13 protein-coding genes are annotated in these 17,385 nt (G+C 37.0%); 9 read left to right on the top strand and 4 right to left on the bottom strand.

Annotated features, from left to right (window positions below):
* Positions 1-121 precede the first annotated feature (121 nt).
* Positions 122-541, top strand: coding sequence for a VOC family protein (locus MHB65_RS24790; RefSeq protein ID WP_205446228.1), 420 nt, complete (start codon positions 122-124; stop codon positions 539-541).
* Between the two features lie 62 nt (positions 542-603).
* Here MHB65_RS24790 and MHB65_RS24785 read toward each other — a convergent pair whose 3' ends face one another.
* Positions 604-2,553, bottom strand: a complete 1,950-nt coding sequence (locus tag MHB65_RS24785; RefSeq protein WP_342442060.1) for a methyl-accepting chemotaxis protein — start codon at positions 2,551-2,553, stop codon at positions 604-606.
* A 650-nt stretch (positions 2,554-3,203) separates the two neighbouring features.
* Positions 3,204-5,153: a methyl-accepting chemotaxis protein gene (locus tag MHB65_RS24780; protein ID WP_342442059.1), complete on the bottom strand. Its 1,950-nt coding sequence runs from the start codon at positions 5,151-5,153 to the stop codon at positions 3,204-3,206.
* A 226-nt stretch (positions 5,154-5,379) separates the two neighbouring features.
* Here MHB65_RS24780 and MHB65_RS24775 point away from each other — a divergent pair, with 226 nt between their 5' ends.
* Positions 5,380-5,754, top strand: a complete 375-nt coding sequence (locus MHB65_RS24775; protein ID WP_205446225.1) for a VOC family protein — start codon at positions 5,380-5,382, stop codon at positions 5,752-5,754.
* 95 nt (positions 5,755-5,849) lie between these two features.
* Here MHB65_RS24775 and MHB65_RS24770 read toward each other — a convergent pair whose 3' ends face one another.
* On the bottom strand, positions 5,850-6,596 hold the full coding sequence (locus MHB65_RS24770; RefSeq protein WP_342442058.1) for a hypothetical protein: 747 nt from the start codon (positions 6,594-6,596) through the stop codon (positions 5,850-5,852).
* A gap of 282 nt (positions 6,597-6,878) precedes the next feature.
* Here MHB65_RS24770 and MHB65_RS24765 point away from each other — a divergent pair, with 282 nt between their 5' ends.
* The 5 genes from MHB65_RS24765 (at position 6,879) to MHB65_RS24745 (ending at position 11,218) form a co-directional block, all read left to right on the top strand.
* Positions 6,879-8,045 (top strand): acyl-CoA dehydrogenase family protein, encoded by a 1,167-nt coding sequence (locus MHB65_RS24765; RefSeq protein ID WP_342442057.1) that lies wholly within the window; start codon positions 6,879-6,881, stop codon positions 8,043-8,045.
* A gap of 36 nt (positions 8,046-8,081) precedes the next feature.
* On the top strand, positions 8,082-8,945 hold the full coding sequence (locus tag MHB65_RS24760; protein ID WP_342442056.1) for a transporter substrate-binding domain-containing protein: 864 nt from the start codon (positions 8,082-8,084) through the stop codon (positions 8,943-8,945).
* An 82-nt stretch (positions 8,946-9,027) separates the two neighbouring features.
* Positions 9,028-9,735 carry an amino acid ABC transporter permease gene (locus MHB65_RS24755; protein ID WP_342442055.1) on the top strand — a complete coding sequence of 236 codons (708 nt, stop codon included), beginning with the start codon at positions 9,028-9,030 and terminating at the stop codon, positions 9,733-9,735.
* A gap of 12 nt (positions 9,736-9,747) precedes the next feature.
* Entirely contained in the window at positions 9,748-10,449 is a 702-nt protein-coding gene (locus MHB65_RS24750) for an amino acid ABC transporter permease (RefSeq protein WP_342442054.1), read from the top strand.
* Positions 10,450-10,462: 13 nt separating this feature from the next.
* Positions 10,463-11,218, top strand: a complete 756-nt coding sequence (locus tag MHB65_RS24745) for an amino acid ABC transporter ATP-binding protein (protein WP_205446219.1) — start codon at positions 10,463-10,465, stop codon at positions 11,216-11,218.
* Between the two features lie 625 nt (positions 11,219-11,843).
* Here the strand turns inward: MHB65_RS24745 and helD are convergent.
* On the bottom strand, positions 11,844-14,147 hold the full coding sequence (gene helD, locus MHB65_RS24740; protein ID WP_342442053.1) for an RNA polymerase recycling motor HelD: 2,304 nt from the start codon (positions 14,145-14,147) through the stop codon (positions 11,844-11,846).
* A 584-nt stretch (positions 14,148-14,731) separates the two neighbouring features.
* On the opposite strand from helD, the gene MHB65_RS24735 reads away from it, so the two are divergent.
* The gene (locus MHB65_RS24735) at positions 14,732-16,144 is read left to right on the top strand and encodes a C4-dicarboxylate ABC transporter permease (protein WP_342442052.1); all 1,413 of its coding nucleotides are present in this window, start codon (positions 14,732-14,734) and stop codon (positions 16,142-16,144) included.
* A gap of 17 nt (positions 16,145-16,161) precedes the next feature.
* Complete coding sequence (locus MHB65_RS24730) at positions 16,162-17,340, top strand: amidohydrolase (protein WP_342442051.1); 1,179 nt, start codon at positions 16,162-16,164, stop codon at positions 17,338-17,340.
* The last annotated feature ends 45 nt before the right edge of the window (positions 17,341-17,385 follow it).

The raw sequence follows: 17,385 nt of genomic DNA, 5'->3' as shown, positions 1-17,385 counted from the left end.
ATTTAAAAAGTAGAGAAGCAAGCTTAGTTTGAAGATGAATTATTCTAGTTATAATTTGTGTTATGATTTGTAATCCATGTACAATAGAATTGCTTCAAAAAATGACAAAGGAGTGTTGGAAATGGCAGTAGAGGTTTATTTAAATTTTAATGGAAATTGTCGAGAGGCAGTAGCGTTTTATGAAGACGTTTTTAATACGGACAAGGCTGAAATTATGACGTTTGGAGAGACACCACAAAATCCAGATTATCCATTACCAGAAGAAGCAAAAGATCTTGTTATGCATACACGACTTTCTGTATTTGGTAGTAGAATTATGTTCTCAGATACATTTCCAGGCATGCCATTTTCCACTGGGAATAATGTCACATTAGCTGTTGTATCCGATGATGAAGAGCAAATGCGTCAAGCATTTGATAAGCTTAAAGATGGTGGTAAAGTGAGAATGGAGCTTCAAGAAACATTTTGGAGCAAATGTTACGGCTCACTTACAGATAAATTCGGCGTTGAATGGCAATTTAGCCATGAGGTAAATGAATAATTAAATAGCATGATAAAAAGCACGATGATAGGGCTAAACCAAGTATCATCGTGCTTTCTTATTTAGTAATTAAAACGATCTACATAGCCTTGTAATTCATCTGCCATATCAAGTAATGTTTTAGCAGAAGAGGCGATTTCCTGCATGGAGGATAATGTTTGCTCCGTTGAAGCGGCAACTTCTTCAGATGCAGCTGCGTTTAGTTTTGCATGGTCTGACAGTTCAATGGCAGTTGCGGATACTTCCTCTACAACGGCAGACATTTCTTGTGCAGAAGCTGATATATCTTCCATTTTCGGAGCCATTTCTCGAAGACTCTCAACGATACTTGTAAATTTCTTTTTCGTGTCCTCAGATAGCTGTAAACCTTGTTGAACGTCTGCTGAAGCTTTTGTCATCGTTTGTACAGATTTAGCTGTATCTTGTTGTATACCTGTAATAAGAGTAGAAATTTGCTCTGCTGATTGATGAGATTGTTCCGCTAATTTACGCACTTCATCTGCTACAACTGCAAAGCCTTTACCATGTTCACCAGCTCTTGCTGCTTCAATAGCAGCATTAAGAGCAAGAAGATTCGTTTGATCTGAAATAGCGCTAATGATTTCTATAATGGAGCCAATTTCTTTTGTTCGATCAAACAGGGATTTAATCATCATATCGGATTGAGCCACAGAATCATGGATGGAAACCATTTGATTAACAGTGTGCTCAACAGATTGACTACCTTCTTCCGCTAATTGGATGGCTTGGCTGGATAGGTCTGAAACTTGTAGTGCGCTATCTGCTACCTCTACAACGCCCTTTGCAATCTCCTCAATAGAAACGGCATTTTGATCGATTCCTGTTGTTTGTTTTTCAGTACTAATAGCAACCTGTTGCATAGCCTCTGTTACCTGCTCAGATGCAGCAATATTTTGCTCGGCGTTTGCTGAAAGACCTTGTGCAGAGGTTTGAACATGCTGTGAGCTTTGATCAACATTGCGAATTAGCTTTTTTAAGCTAACCTTCATTGAGACAAATGCTTCAGCAAGGTGTCCTATTTCATCTTTCGTATGAATATCAATATACTCCGTCAAATCACCCTCACTAATTTTCAGAGCACTCTGCTGTAGTTGTTTAATAGGGTTAACAATAGATTTAATCATAGAGAGCATAAAGATAATCCCTACGATAATAGAAATACCAATAATGAGTAATGTAATAGTAAAAGTTGCGGTAGCAGCATTAGTAGCCTCTGCAATGAACATTGTACCGATTATCTTCCAACCTGTGATTTCATTTGTTTCAAAGCGTAAATGACGGTTACCTTCAGTAATACTACCTTCCTGCTTTTCGTAAAGCTTTGAAACATATTCTTCTGTTGCCTCTGAGCCACTTTCCTTACCCTTTTGTGCAATATAGAGCTTATTATTATCTAACAGAGAGGCAAAACCAGTTTCTCCAATACGTGTTTGATCTGTCAGCGCACTTAGAAGAGAGATATTTAAATCTATGGCAATTACACCCGAATCATCAGGAAGAGCTTGCATGACTGTAACAACAATGTTATTTGTTGATTTTGAAATATAGGGAGAAGTGATGGATACTTGACCTTTATTATCAAGGGCTTCTATATACCAAGGTCGTTTCCGAGGATCATAATCACTTGCATAGTCATGGACGGGTTCATCAATGATTCGACCATCCGCAGTCCCTATATATAGCAGCTCCACTTCTGGATGTGTATTTACATATTCCTGAAAAAGAGTTTTCAATTCAGCTTTTTTATCATCTTGTAAATAAGATTCATTTATTTTCTTGGCAAAATATTCGATATCATGAACTCTAGGAGCAATTGTATTGGTAATATTACTATTAAGCATCCGCACACTTTCCTTGGCGCTTGCTTGCTGCTCTTCTAAAATTTGGTTTTTGGTACTTTTAAAGGAGGTATACCCGATTAAAAGTGCGGGAATGAGAAGTATGACTAAAAATGCAAAGATGAGTTTCTTTCTTAAACTAATTCGTTTCATATAGTTTTCCTCCTTTAACGACATTATTCAATTGTAATACAACTAATTACTGGATTGGTTTTATTACTAGTAGTCTCCTAAGTCGTTCAAATGTTTAATCTGATTCTAAGAGGAAAATGAATAATAATCAACACAATTTTCTGAAAAATCTGGAAAATAAAGTTATGCTACGGCATTATTTGTAGAAAAATATCTTATTTTGTATTTGCCTTTGAATAAAAAAGATGATGTCAACTACAGAAAAGCAATTTTGCAAGGCGAGAGGTTGATTTCCGTTCCGCCAGCGTCCTTTCCAGGGGGCGTCCGATGAGCCGCTTCACTCACTTACGCTCGCTCCAGGGTCTCCTCTGTGACGCTAAATCCCAAGGAGTGACGCTGGCTCCACTCCAATCAACCATTCTGCAAAAGTATCTTTTCCTTATCTTTCATACTAGCTTCAGTGAACAAAATAGCCATTATCTGTAGTACAGAGAGAGGAAAGGCTCTTAATTTCAATGTGAAGAGGGATGCGTGACAACACCCCTTCATAAAGAGTAGTGAACACCTTCACTTTGTTTGAAATCCATTTCTACCTTTCAATTGACTGTTTTGTTTATCAACACTAAAAAATCTGAGTTCAATACTAACTTGAACTCAGATCTAGAAGAGTATTAATATTTAAAACGATTCACATAGCCCTGCAATTCATCAGCCATATCAAGTAGAGTTTTGGCAGATGAAGCCATATCTTGCATTGAAGATAAGGTTTGTTCCGTGGAAGCGGCAACTTCTTCTGTAGCAGCAGCATTTAATTTTGCGTGATCTGATAGTTCAATAGCAGTTGCTGAGACTTCTTCCACCACTGCAGACATCTCTTGAGCTGATGCAGAAATATCCTCCATTTTCGGCGCGATGTTTCGTAGGCTTTCAATAATACTCGCGAATTTCTTTCTCGTTTCTTCTGTCAATTGTAAGCCGTCTTGAACATCTGTCGACGCTTTGACCATGGTCTGTACAGATTTTGCCGTATCCTGCTGAATAGTAGTAATGAGCGCAGAAATTTGCTCTGCTGATTGATGAGATTGCTCTGCTAATTTGCGCACTTCATCCGCCACTACTGAGAAGCCTTTGCCATGTTCTCCTGCTCTAGCTGCTTCAATAGCCGCATTTAGAGCAAGTAAATTTGTTTGGTCTGAAATAGCACTGATCATTTCTAAAATGGAACCGATCTCTTTCGTGCGGTCATAGAGTGCTTTAATCATTGTATCTGATTGCGTAACGGATTCATGAATAGAATTCATTTGCTGCACAGTTTGTTCGACAGATTGTCCGCCTTCTTCAGCCAATTGGATAGCATGGCTAGATAAATCAGAAACCTGCATGGAACTGTCTGCAACTTCTACAACTCCTTTAGCAATTTCTTCAACTGAAATGGCATTCTGGTCAATACCTGTTGTTTGTTTTTCTGTACTAATTGCCATTTGTTGCATGGCATCCGCAACTTGCTCTGAGGCAGCAATATTTTGTTCTGCATTGGCAGATAGATTTTGAGCGGATGTTTGGACATGTTGTGAGCTTTGATCGACATTACGAATTAGTTTTTTTAAGCTAACTTTCATAGCGATAAAGGCTTCTCCAAGCTGACCAATTTCATCTTTAGAATGAATTTCAATAAACTCCGTTAAATTACCGTCACTAATTTTCAACGCACTTTGCTTCAGTCGATTAATTGGGTTAACAATAGACTTTATCATGAAGAGCATAAAAATAACGCCAACGACAATGGAAACAACAATGATAATCAAATTTATATTCAATGTGGAGGCAGCAGCTTTTGCAGCTTCCGCCGTAAACATTGTACCAATTACCTTCCAACCCGTTAGCTCATTCGTAACAAATTGTAAGTGACGGTCTCTTTCAATGACAGTGCCGCTTTCTTGCTCATAAATTTTTGTAATGTAGCTTTCAGTTGCCTCTGTACCACTTGCTTTATCTGGCTGGGCAATGTAAATTTTATTACTATCTAAAAGAGAAGCGAAGCCCGTTTCTCCAATACGTATATTATTCGTAATATCACTTAATGTAGAAATATTTAGATCTAATCCTAAAACTCCAGAACCATCTGGTAAAGCCTGAGTGATTGTAATGACAATGTCACCTGTAGATTGTGTAACATAGGGTGCAGTAATTGAGGTTTTTCCATTATTATCTAAAGCCTGCTTATACCAAGGCCTTGTCCGAGGATCGAAGCCATCAGGATACTCTTGAACAGGCTGGTCAAACAGTTTGCCTTCAGCAGTACCAATGTATATCAGCTCTACTTCAGGGTGCATATTTACATATTCACTTAATAAAGATTTAAGTTCTAAACTGCTATCATCTTGAAAGTAGGTTTTACTAAATTTTTGTGAAAAATATTGTACATCTTTCAACTTGGGTTCAATCATAGTTGTAATATTGGAATTAAGAATACGCACACTTTCAGTTGCACTTGCGTGTTGTTCCTCTGAAATCTGCTGTTCAGCACTTTGGTAAGAAACTATTCCAATTAATAGTGTTGGGATGAGAAGCATGGCTAAAAACGAAAAAATAAGCTTTTTTCTTAAACTTAGTTGTTTCAATTGTATTATCCTCACATAATATTTTTATTCTATACTTTTCCCTAGAAGGTAAATAATACTCATTCTATCAGAAATAAAGAAAAAGTTAAGTACTTTGAATTAATTATTTGATAGTAATATATATTATTGTCAATTGTTAGAAAGTTCCCTAAATTGAATTCGATAGAAGCTATATAAAGCTACTTTTTGATGTATACTAATGCTCAAAAGAGGAGGGAATGAAGTCATGATTCATCAAATTGGACAAGTAATGCTATATGTTAATGATCAAGATATGGCCGTGAAGTTTTGGACAGAAAAAGTAGGTTTTGTTGTTATTTCTGAACAGGAAAAGGCAGGTATGCGCTGGATTGAAATTGCACCAACCAAGGAAGCTCAAACATCCTTTGTACTTCATAACAAAGAAATGATTGCTAAAATGCAGCCTGAGCTAAATTTAGGAACACCTTCTATTATGTTTTACGCTGATAAAATTGAAGAGATGTACCAAGATTTTCAGGCAAAGGGCATTAAAGTAGGGGACCTAGTAATGATGCCAATGGGTAGAGTTTTTAACTTTGCTGACCCTGAAAATAACTATTTTGCCTTAGTTGAAAAATAAATGTAAATAACGGAATCTGCTTGTTTTTTGTTAGATTATTAAGTGAAAATGAGCAGATTCCAGCTTTGATCTTATTTAGTATTTAGATTTGACGTCTAGGATAAATCCTCTCCAAAAATCCCAACCGTTTGCCGATCTATTATAAATTCATGGCCATTCCATTTTAAAATATTTTGTACATAGCCTAATCCATCAGCATGATATCTACCTGCAATTTCTTGATACCCTAAAATTTCATATGTTCCATCTCGGTCATAATCAACAGGATATAGTCCACCAAAAGGATCTACCCAGCCTTCAATCGGTTGCTTTAAGGTACCGTCTGGATTATAAATTTCTGCTAAGTAATCAGCCCCTTTATACTGTAAATCGATTGTGTATTTTATAGCAGGAATGAAACTCCGAACAACAGCCTTGTAATGATCTACATAATTGACGTTATATTTAAGTTTGTTATTAAAAGACTCTGCATCAAAGATGGAACGAACTTGATTGTTGATGGAGGAAAAAATCTCACCATTAACAATTCCACCGCTACCCCCTGTATCAGACACAACTAGAATGTCCTCAACATGATTACCAGTAAAATCGCCCAAAAAAATAGTCGGATTATAGCCCATATTTTGTTGCAGTGGAAGTTGTTCCATTTGACGTGTTTGCCCATAAAAAATAGTCAGTGTTAGGTTTCTCCATAAAGGACTATCTGGCTGTTTAGTGCCCATTAAAAAAATGGTTTCAAAAAAACCATCACCATTAATATCTCCAAACTTAGTTTGAATAACCTGTGGAGCCGAATGGGTTATGATTCCACCGTTTTGTGGAGAATTTATATTATTAGTCATCTATGCACCTCTTTCATTAGTCTTAGCATATGTTGTAAGCAAAGCTTGGTGCATAAATCAAAGGTAAAAGTTGAAACTTTATAATACATATTAAACTTACAAAAAAACTTGAATTTCACCCATTGACATTTTCTAATGCGAAAAGTATTATAAGTGTCAACGAATCAGAAAATTCAGTACCAAATAGTATCTCAACTACATTATGTAGCCAGAGATTTTTTTTCATTATCAATTCTTAGTAAATTTATACGATTTATATATATTAGGAAGAAGGAGATTCATTTGAAGAATTTATTTGTAAAAACTGAGCGACAACGATTTTGGTTAGATCAGCTAGCTACTATTGCTGAGCCAATCAAGGCAGAGGCTGTTGAGGTAGATGAACAATCTCGTTTTCCGTTTGAAGCACATCGGTTACTTTTGCAAATAGGCTATCCACAACTCACTTTGCCGAAACAATATGGCGGAGAAGGCTTATCTGTCTATGATATGGTCCTTGTACAAGAAACGCTAGCAAGCTATGACGAGAATGCTTCTCTTTCCCTTGGATGGACATTAGGCGTTGTCGGAGAAATATATGAAACTAAGCTATGGACTGATGAGCTATTAACAGCGTTCGCTGAAGAAATAAAGAGAGGTGCCATGATTAATAGAGCTGTTAGTGAGGCAGCAACAGGTAGCCCAACACGAGGGGGGCGACCAGGAACAAATGCCATTTCTACAAAAGATGGCTGGTTATTAAATGGGCGCAAAATCTTTACGACTGCATCCCCAGTGCTAGATTATTTCCTTACTTCCGCTTGGATTGAAGAAAAGCAGCAAGTTGGTTTCTTCCTGATTCATAAGGATTCAGTAGGTCTATCCATTGAGGAGAATTGGGAAATGTCTGCAATGCGGGGCACAAGCAGCCATGACCTTGTGTTAAAAGATGTCATTGTGGCAACAGAGCATTTAGTAGAGTTACCAAGTCACCCGAGTGGTGGCAAGATAAATGGCTGGATACTTCATATCCCAGCAACATACTTAGGCATTGCACAGGCTGCTCGTGATTATGCTATCCATTTTGCCAATCATCATCAACCGAATAGCTTGAATGCTCCAATAAGTACATTGCCAAATGTACAACAGCTTTTAGGGGATATTGAATTAAAGCTCCATCAAGCACGATTTGTCTTATATGGAGTGGCCGAGGCTTACGATGACCCAGCTAGACGTGGATTAATAACAAATGAAATGGCTGTTGCGAAACATACTGTCACAAACATGGCAATAGATATAGTCGATAAAGCGATGCGTGTTGTAGGGGCAAAAAGCTTGCAGCTATCTAATCCATTACAACGCTATTATCGTAACGTTCGTGCGGGACTTCATAATCCACCGATGGATGATATGACGATTATTAAATTAGCGACTGCCGCTATTGAACAGCAGAGATTAACTGAAAATTAATCATTACATTACGTGAAAAATAAGGAGAAATGACATATGAAGAAGAATAAGATATTTCAATTTGCAGCGATTGGTTTGGCATCTATAGCATTATTAACAGGTTGTAATTCAGGAGAATCTGCAGATAAAGATTCAGGTAATGGTGAAAAGGTTCGTACAGTAAAGGTTGCCTACGATCAAGCGTCAAAGCCTATTAGTTACATCGACGATAATGGAAATCCAACAGGTTATGATGTCGAAGTAATGAAATTAGTAGATGAGTTATTACCTGACTATCAATTTGAGTATGTAGGTACTACAAGTGATGATTTGTTAATTGGTGTAGAGCAAGGGAAATATCAAGTAGGGGTTAAAAATGCATTCTTTACACAGGAGCGTACAGAGAAGTTTATTTTCCCAAAGGAATTTTTAGGTTTAAGTAGCGCTGGTCTAGTTTTACGTAAAGAGGATGAAGGTGTGAAAACATTAGCGGATTTTGCCAAAAAGGGCTATTCATTGGCACCAATTGCTGCAAATAATGCTCAATATACAATTATTGATGAGTATAATACGGCAAATCCAGATAATAAAGTAAAGCTTGATGCTGGTGACGCATTTACAGTCGATGTAGTGCAGTGGGTAAATGAAGGTCGTGTTGATGGTGGTGTCATGATTGAAGGACCATTTAAACAACAAGTACTTGCAGAAGATGGCCCATATTATAACCTAAAAGATGATGTTGTCTATAACGAATTTGCTGTTATTAAAACATGGCCACTGTTCAATAAAAAAGAGCAGGAATTTGCTGACGCTTATGATAAAGCGATAGCTCAGGTTAAAGAACAAAAGAAAACAAATGAATTAAGTACAAAATTCTATGGCCGTGATTTATTTGAAGTACTGGAAAATGTAAATCGTTAGTTTATAACGGAACGAATTATAAGGCTGTTGAGTCAGTATAGCTCAGCAGTCTTTATTCATAAAAACAAAAGTTGGTGAGGAAATGGATAAATATTTTGATGCAACCTACATTTGGAACGCAATTCCAGTGTTATTGCCATTTTTAAAAATTACGTTCTTAGTTGCAGGGTCCTCCATTATCTTAGGTACCCTATTCGGCTTATTGTTGGCGGCAGCTAAGCTATCTTCAGTGAAGTGGCTTATTAAATTCGCTAATCTGTATACAACGATTATGCGTTGTACACCATCCATTGTTTTGTTATTTCTTGTCTATTATGGGGTCCCAGCATTAGCAGAAAATGTTGGTCTTAATCTCCACTCAATTGAAACGGCCATATTTGTTGTCGTCACATTCACCTTACAATTCGCAGCAATAATGTCTGAGGTGATACGATCCGCCTACTTAGCTATTCCAAAAGGGCAGTTTGAAGCAGCTGTTAGTGTTGGGCTAACACCGTTCCAAGCCTATCGTCGAATTATTTTTCCACAGGCCCTGGTCGTAGCTTTGCCGAACTTTGGCAATGGCATGATTGCTTTATTACAAGAAGGTGCGCTCGCTTATACAATCGGTTTAATTGATATTGTAGGCAAGGCGAATTTAATTATTGCGAGTAACATCAATGCGCATGCTTTAGAAATTTATATTGCATTGGCTATTATTTATTGGGTGCTATCTATTATTATAGAAAAAATATTTACTATGTTAGAAAAAATATTTGGTAAGGGTAAGAAGACCTTAGAAACAACTTAAGGAGGCGTGAATGTGAATTATCAATTTTTACTTGAAACATTTTTCGTAGCATTATCTGGTGTTCCCATCGCACTCCTTGTCACAGTTGTTGCTTTGGCGATAGCTTTGCCACTTGGATTTTTACTGGCACTAACTAGGATTAATAAAATTCCAGTTATCCATCATCTAGCAAAAATATATGTTTCTTTTGTGCGAGGAACGCCGATCATTATACAAATTTTTATTATCTATAGCAGTATACCGTTAATGTTAAAAATTATTTTTGAAAAATATCATATTGCGTATGATATTTATAAAATCAATCCAATTTGGTATGCGTTTATTGTGTTTGCATTCAGTTCAACAGCGATTTTAATAGAGGTGTTTCGTTCTGCGTTAAGTACGATTGAAAAGGGACAATTAGAGGCAGCTCACTCAGTGGGATTGACAACATTCCAAGCATATACTCGAATTATCATTCCACAAGCATTAGTAGTGGCATTGCCAAATATTTGTACAGCTACTGTCAATCTTATTAAAGCTACGTCTCTAGGCTATGCAATGTCGCTTCCTGAAATTACGCTGAAGGCAAAAGTAGCCGCAAACGTTGGCTACAATTATGTGGAAGCCTATCTGGATATCTTTATCGTGTACTTAATTTTATGTAGCACGGTTGAATACTTGTTTAAGCGCTATGAAAAATATTTAAGCAAATACAAAATGGCAAATGCCTAAGGGGTGAACGAGCATGTTAGAAATTAAAAATATTCATAAATCATTTGGTGGCAATGAAATTTTAAAGGGTGTTGATTTAGCTATTGATAAAGGGGATGTTGTTGTTATTTTAGGCCCCAGTGGCTCAGGAAAAACAACATTATTACGTTGTATCAATTTTTTAGAGAAGGCTGATCAAGGCCATGCGACATTTGGAGAGATTCAAGTTGATTTTCAACATGTAAAGAAAAAAGACGTACATGCAATTCGCCAGCGTGTGGCATTTGTCTTCCAAAATTATAATCTATTCACAAATAAAACGGCATTAGAAAATGTAACGGAAGGGTTAATCATTGGACGTAAAATTCCGAAGGCACAGGCTGTGGAAATTGGTAAAAAGGCTCTTGATAAGGTAGGTTTAACAGAAAAATATAATGCCTATCCAAGTCAGTTGTCAGGGGGGCAACAGCAACGTGTTGGTATTGCACGCGCAGTAGCATTGAATCCTGATATTATTTTATTTGATGAACCAACGTCCGCACTCGACCCTGAATTAGTAGGTGAGGTTCTACAAGTCATGAAAAATATTGCTGCTGAAGGTACAACAATGCTTGTGGTGACACACGAAATGGGCTTTGCCAAAGATGTAGCCAATCGTGTAATTTTCATGGATGGAGGAGTTGTTGTAGAGGAAGGCAACCCTCATGATATTTTCGTCAGCCCAAAAGAGGAGCGCACAAAGAAATTTTTAAAACGTGTCATTCCAGAAGATTATACGTTCTATATATAAAGACAGCATGGAGAACAGGAGGATCTGTTATTTACAGATTTTCCTGTTCTTAGTGTTGAAAAACAAAACAGTCAATTGAAAGGTAGAAATGGATTTCCGTTGCAGGCTACTTGCTTTCCTGTGGGCGAGCGCCGAGCCGCTTCCTCCGCTCCCGCTCCGTGCAGGGGCTCGCCTGTCTCGCTATCCCACGGGAGTCAAGTAGCCTTCCACTCCAATACATAAAAATGGTTCTTTTTAGTAAAGGTGTTCACTACTCTTTATAGAGCGGTGTTGTCATGCATCACTTCTCCACATTGAAAATAAGAGTCTATTGATTCTCTAATAATACAAATAATGGGATATTTTGTTCGCTACGGCCAGTATGAAAGATAAAGCAAAGACACTTTTGCAGAATGGTTGATTGGAGTGGAGCCAGCGTCACTCCAAGGGGATTTAGCGTCACAGAGGAGACCCTGGAGCGAACGGAAGTGAGTGAAGCGGCTCATCGGACGCCCCCTGGAAAGGACGCTGGCGGAACGGAAATCAACCCCTCATCTTGCTAAAAGGTCTTTTTCTGCTAGTGACATGATCCTTTTTCAATAACATGACAGGAGAATCTGTAAATAACAGATTCTCCTGGTCCCTATTATTGAAGGAAATAGGTTAGTTTGTTGATGGAATAAATGTGCAATTCATGCATAGCTCTTGTACAGGCTGTATAAAAATAGTACCGTTCGCTTTCTCTTGAGTAATTAGCGGCAGATGCATTATAGATGATTACCGCATCAAATTCGATGCCCTTCGCCATATAAGCTGGAAGTAATAAAATACCCTTTTTAAATTGCTTCGTATTATGGTTGATCAATTGAATATCTACTCGATTGTTTAATTGTTTGTAAACAGCAGAGCATTCGGCTGCAGTTTTACAGATGACAGCAATTGTTTCAAATTTGGTAGATAAATGGTTGATGTTTTGAATAATTTGATCCATTAATTCGAGTTCATTTGGCACGATAGTAATCGATGGTTCAGGGCCAGTTCGGTTAAAAGCTTCTACCTCACTACCATCATTCAAAATTTTGGAAGTGAGTTGAATGATTTGCTTTGTCGAACGATAGCTTTTCGTTAAAATCATTTTTTCTGCCTGCTCACCATATAATTGAGGGTCGAGTAGGGAAGGATTATTAAAGGTATGCGGGTGAATCGTTTGATGACCATCACCTAAAATGGTCATACGTGCTTTTGGAAATAACTGCTGTAAAACCGTCAGTTGGAAAGGCGAATAGTCTTGTGCTTCATCAATTAACACATGACGGATCATCCTATTGGTCTGCTGTCCTTCAATTTTGTCCTGTAAGTATAAAAATGGCGCAGCATCCTCGTAGGCAATCAAACGCTTTGCTAAATTAGGGAGTGTTTGCTGACAAATATCCCCCCAATTGTCTGGCATAAGGTGCTGTAAATCCTTGTTAATAGAACTATTCAAATCAAAGAGCTGTCGATACGTACCCAACATATGGACAAACTTTAACTGGCTAACGGAGTTACGTAATGGTTTAAAGTGTTTTTTGACAATTTGTCTTGCTAATTTAGAGCGTTCTTGATCAAAATCATCAAATGAGTTTTCAGTATAGCGTCCCTCATATAAAAGCTCACTATAAGATTTGGAGTAGTCTTCTTTATCTAATAGCTCAGTTGCTTCTTCTACCCATTCCTTTGTACGTTCAGCCTTTTCTAATTTTGTTAGTTGTTGTAATAACCATTCTTTTACTAATTGTAGGCGATCCGGTATCGACATGGTGGAAGGAAAAGAATAGAAGTATTCATTAATTTCATTTGCAGTAATAATTCTTTCTCCACGAAAAACGATATTTTTAAATAACAAATCTTTATGGGATAAATAACTAACATATTGATCCATCAAATGTTTGTAAGCAAGACTCGCTTTAAAAGAAATGATGCTTAATTTTGTTTGATAATGAGCACTATCTTTTTCTGTTAACAGATCTTCAAGTTGCTCATAAGGATATTCCAATTGAAACTGTCTACCTAATCGTTTTTCAGCATATTCTATAAACGTTAATTGCTGCATATTGTCTTCACCTAAATCAGGTAAGACTGAATGAACATATTGATTAAAAAGTTGATTAGGTGTAATTAGCAAAATTTGATCGGCAGTCATTTCATTACGATAACGATACAATAGATAGGCTACCCGCTGTAAGGCTACAGCTGTTTTGCCACTACCTGCAACGCCCTCAACGATAAGATAGCGTGAATTTACATGGCGAATAATCTTATTTTGTTCTGCTTGAATTGTTGCAACAATACTACGAATATGCTCATTTGCATTTTGCGCAAGGATATCAAGCAATAAGTCATCACCAATTGTAAGGCCCGTGTTAAACATGGATTGTAGTTGACCATTTTTAATAATAAATTGCCGTTTTAACAGCATTTCTCCATGAATTTCTTCACCTAACGTTTCGTAGGAAGCATCGCCAGGTGTGTAATCATAATACATACTTGATATAGGCGCTCGCCAGTCAAAAATGACGATATTTTCATCCTGTTTATCCAATAATGTGGCTACGCCTATATAAATTTTTAAAGGGTCTTGTTGACCATTTTGTAAAAAGTCAATACGAGCAAAATAGGGTGACTGTTGTAAACGTTCATACACCTTCACGTTGCGAATTGCACGTTCCTGTGCAAGCTCTGAGTCAGATAAAAGCTCCGCCTGTTGCTTAATTGCAAAAAAGGTTTCGTCGACATCCTCAGCAGTATCTAAATTGACTCTAACATCGTTCCAAAAGGATTTCTTTAAGGCGACAGCATTTTCTTTAAAGCCTTTTTCTTTGTGCTGTAACTCTTTAATTTTGTGAACAATGATGTTTAAAGAATCCTCAAGGTGATGCTTTTCTTCTAGCCATTCTTTTTGATTTTCCAACGTTTACTCACATTCCTCTCCATAGTTATTCGCTTCCTTTGACAGTAACCCTCACCTCTATAGATGGTGAGAAGAAGGTAATTGTGATACTTTTTTAACTGGTTGTCCAACCACCCTTTGAATAAAGTGAAAGTATCTAAACGCAGGTGATAAGGGGGGATTGAATCAGGAAATTTATCATACATCTACTTCGGAAAGAAGTATAGTCTAGAAATTATTGTAAATTTATGCTATAATAAAAATATAAAGAACATAGAATTATAACGATAAAGGCTGGTCCACAAATAGGTGGAGCAGTCTTTTTTATATGTAGAAATCACACACATTATTCCTATTTTTGAAGAAATTATTATTATTTTTTGTTTTTCATCATTTATTGAGGTAGTAAAAAAAAATTTGACGGAATTATCAAAAAATATTGACATTTTCATTTCTATTTTTTATTCTTTGTATAAAGTTTCCGTTAATCGGAATGTTTTTCCGTTGTATGGAAATTTGGAGTTTCTAAGAAAGTAATTCATTGATATTTTGCCCTATGTCTCGGTTCAAAGATTAAAGAAAATAATTGTTAGGGGGAGAAAGTTATGGTAAACCTGCAGCAAGAAAAAAAGATAGATGAACCACGCATAAAAGGAATTAATGCATTTGTATTAATGTTTATTATTATTTTAGTTATGTCTTTATTGACCTATATTTTACCAGCAGGTCAGTATGAAAGAGTCGAGAGTAATGGAAGAATGGTTGTAGATCCAGAATCCTTTCAATATATTAGTTCAAATCCTGTTGGTTTTCTTGAAATATTTAATAGTGTGCATTTGGGGATGCTTGAAGGTGCTTCCATTATCTTATTCGTCTTTTTATTCGGTGGAGCTTTAGGGATTATGCAAAAGACAGGGGCGATTGATTCTTTTATTAAGGTTATGGCCTCAAAGTTTGGAAAACAAGAATACGTATTAATCCCTATTCTAGTTTTAATATTTGCTAGTTTAGGAACACTAATCGGTTCCGCAGAAGATACGCTTGTATATATAGCTATAATTATCCCGTTAACGATGGCGCTCGGAATGGATGCGATTACTGGCTTTGCCATCGTAATGCTAGGTACCTTAGCAACGGGCTTTACCTCAGGTATTACAAATCCTTTTAACATCGGTGTAGCCCAAACCATTGCAGAGCTTCCAATGTATTCAGGGATGTCATATCGAATAGTGGTATTCACTGTGTTTTATATTTTGACTGTACTTTATATTTACAGACATGCAAAAAAAGTAAAGAGTGATCCATCGAAAGGGATCTACGGAAAGTTTAAACGTGAAGAAAGCATTAAAATTGATTTGGACTTTAAGATGAGTCCACGACATTTGCTAGCATTACTGGTACTTTTGGCGAATTTTGTAGCATTGATTGTAGGGGTAATAAAATTTCAGTGGTATATAAGTGAAATTGGCGGAGTTTTTTTACTAAGTAGCATTATCATGTCGATTATTTGTAAAATTGGTCCAAATAAAATGGCTGAAGGTTTTATTTCTGGTGCTCGAGATATGGTGGAAGGAGCATTAATCATTGGATTTGCGCAAACAATTCTGGTGATTACTACAAATGGAGGATTAATTGATACCATTCTTCATTTTGTTTCGAATACTGTAAGTGTGCTCCCTGCTTCGATTAACGCGGTAGGAATGTTTTTACTTCAGCTTTGCTTAAATTTCTTAGTACCATCTGGGAGTGGACAAGCAGCGTTAACAATGCCGATAATGACACCTTTAGCAGATTTAATCGGTGTAACTAGACAAACAGCAGTATTGGCTTTCCAGTTTGGCGATGGTATCTCGAATATGGTGATTCCTACAAGTGGCGTTTTATTAGCGGGATTAGCAATAGCAGGCATTCCATTTTCAAAGTGGGTTAAGTGGGTATTTCCTTATTTTCTGATACAGACAGGCTTAGCGATTAGTTTGTTAGTCATTGCTCATCTCATGAACTATGGACCGTTTTAATAGAATATATAATAGGGGTGTTTAAATTGATTGAAACAGTAAATTTAAAACAACAGGTTATTAAGTGGCGTCAACATTTGCATATGCATCCTGAATTATCACATCAAGAGTATAAAACAGCTCAATACATTTATGATCAATTAATAACGTTTCCACATTTAGAGGTGAAGCGTTTAACAGAAACAAGTGTATGTGCCTTTTTAAAAGGGACAAAAACAGACGGTAAAGGGCATACGATTTTACTTCGAGCCGATATTGATGCTTTACCGATTGAAGAAGAAACAGATTTGCCATTTAAGTCGAAGAATCCAGGTGTTATGCATGCATGTGGTCATGATGCTCATCCTGCAATGTTACTTGGTGCCGCAAAGGCATTGGCTGAGCGTGGAACCGATTTTAATGGAGAAATTCGTTTTGTTTTTCAGCATGCTGAAGAGGTAACTCCAGGAGGGGCTGCTCAGCTGGTTTCACTAGGAATTGTAGAAAATGTAGATTACGCTTTTGCTCTACATGTAAGTCCTGATTATGAAGTAGGGCAATTTGCTATGAAAGATGGTAAATTCACTGCTGCAGCAGATGATTTTGAAATTAAAATTTATGGGCGAGGCGGTCATGCATCAACACCAGAGGTCGCCATAGATCCATTGATGATAGGTTCAGAAATTGTCGTAGCTCTGCAAACAATCGTGTCGCGCAAAGTTCCAAGTACACATGCTCCTGTTTTAACTGTTGCAAAGTTTCATTGTGGAACAGCTTTAAATATTATTGCAGATACAGCAGAGCTTGGAGGAACGATTCGCTCGCTAGATGCTAAAATTCGTGTAGATGCGCGAAAATATTTAGAGAAAATAGTTACAAATATTGCTTCTATGCACGATGCAAAAGTTGAAATTAAATGGGAGCTAGGTTGCCCATCTGTGACAAACGATAAAGAATTAACGGTATTATCCCGTAATATAGCTAGCGAGATTGTAGGAGCATCAGGTGTAAAGGAATTACCTGAACCAATATTCGGAACCGAGGATTTCGCAGATTTTTCAGAAGCTGTTCCTTCATCAATGCAATTTATAGGGGTACATAATAGAGAGTTTGGTGATGCGTACCCATTACATCATCCTCGTTTTAAAATTGATGAAGAAGCGCTTATTTATGGCGTTCGTTACTTTGAAAATGTAGCACGGACACTGTGTCCATAAGTGCCCTTATCTAGTTAGTTAAAAACTCATATAATTATGAAGGCA

The organism is Lysinibacillus sp. FSL K6-0075 (assembly GCF_038592945.1).
GTDB lineage: Bacteria > Bacillota > Bacilli > Bacillales_A > Planococcaceae > Lysinibacillus > Lysinibacillus fusiformis_F.
Note: the sequence above shows the minus strand (reverse complement) of the source record. Positions and strands in the feature narration are given on the sequence as shown.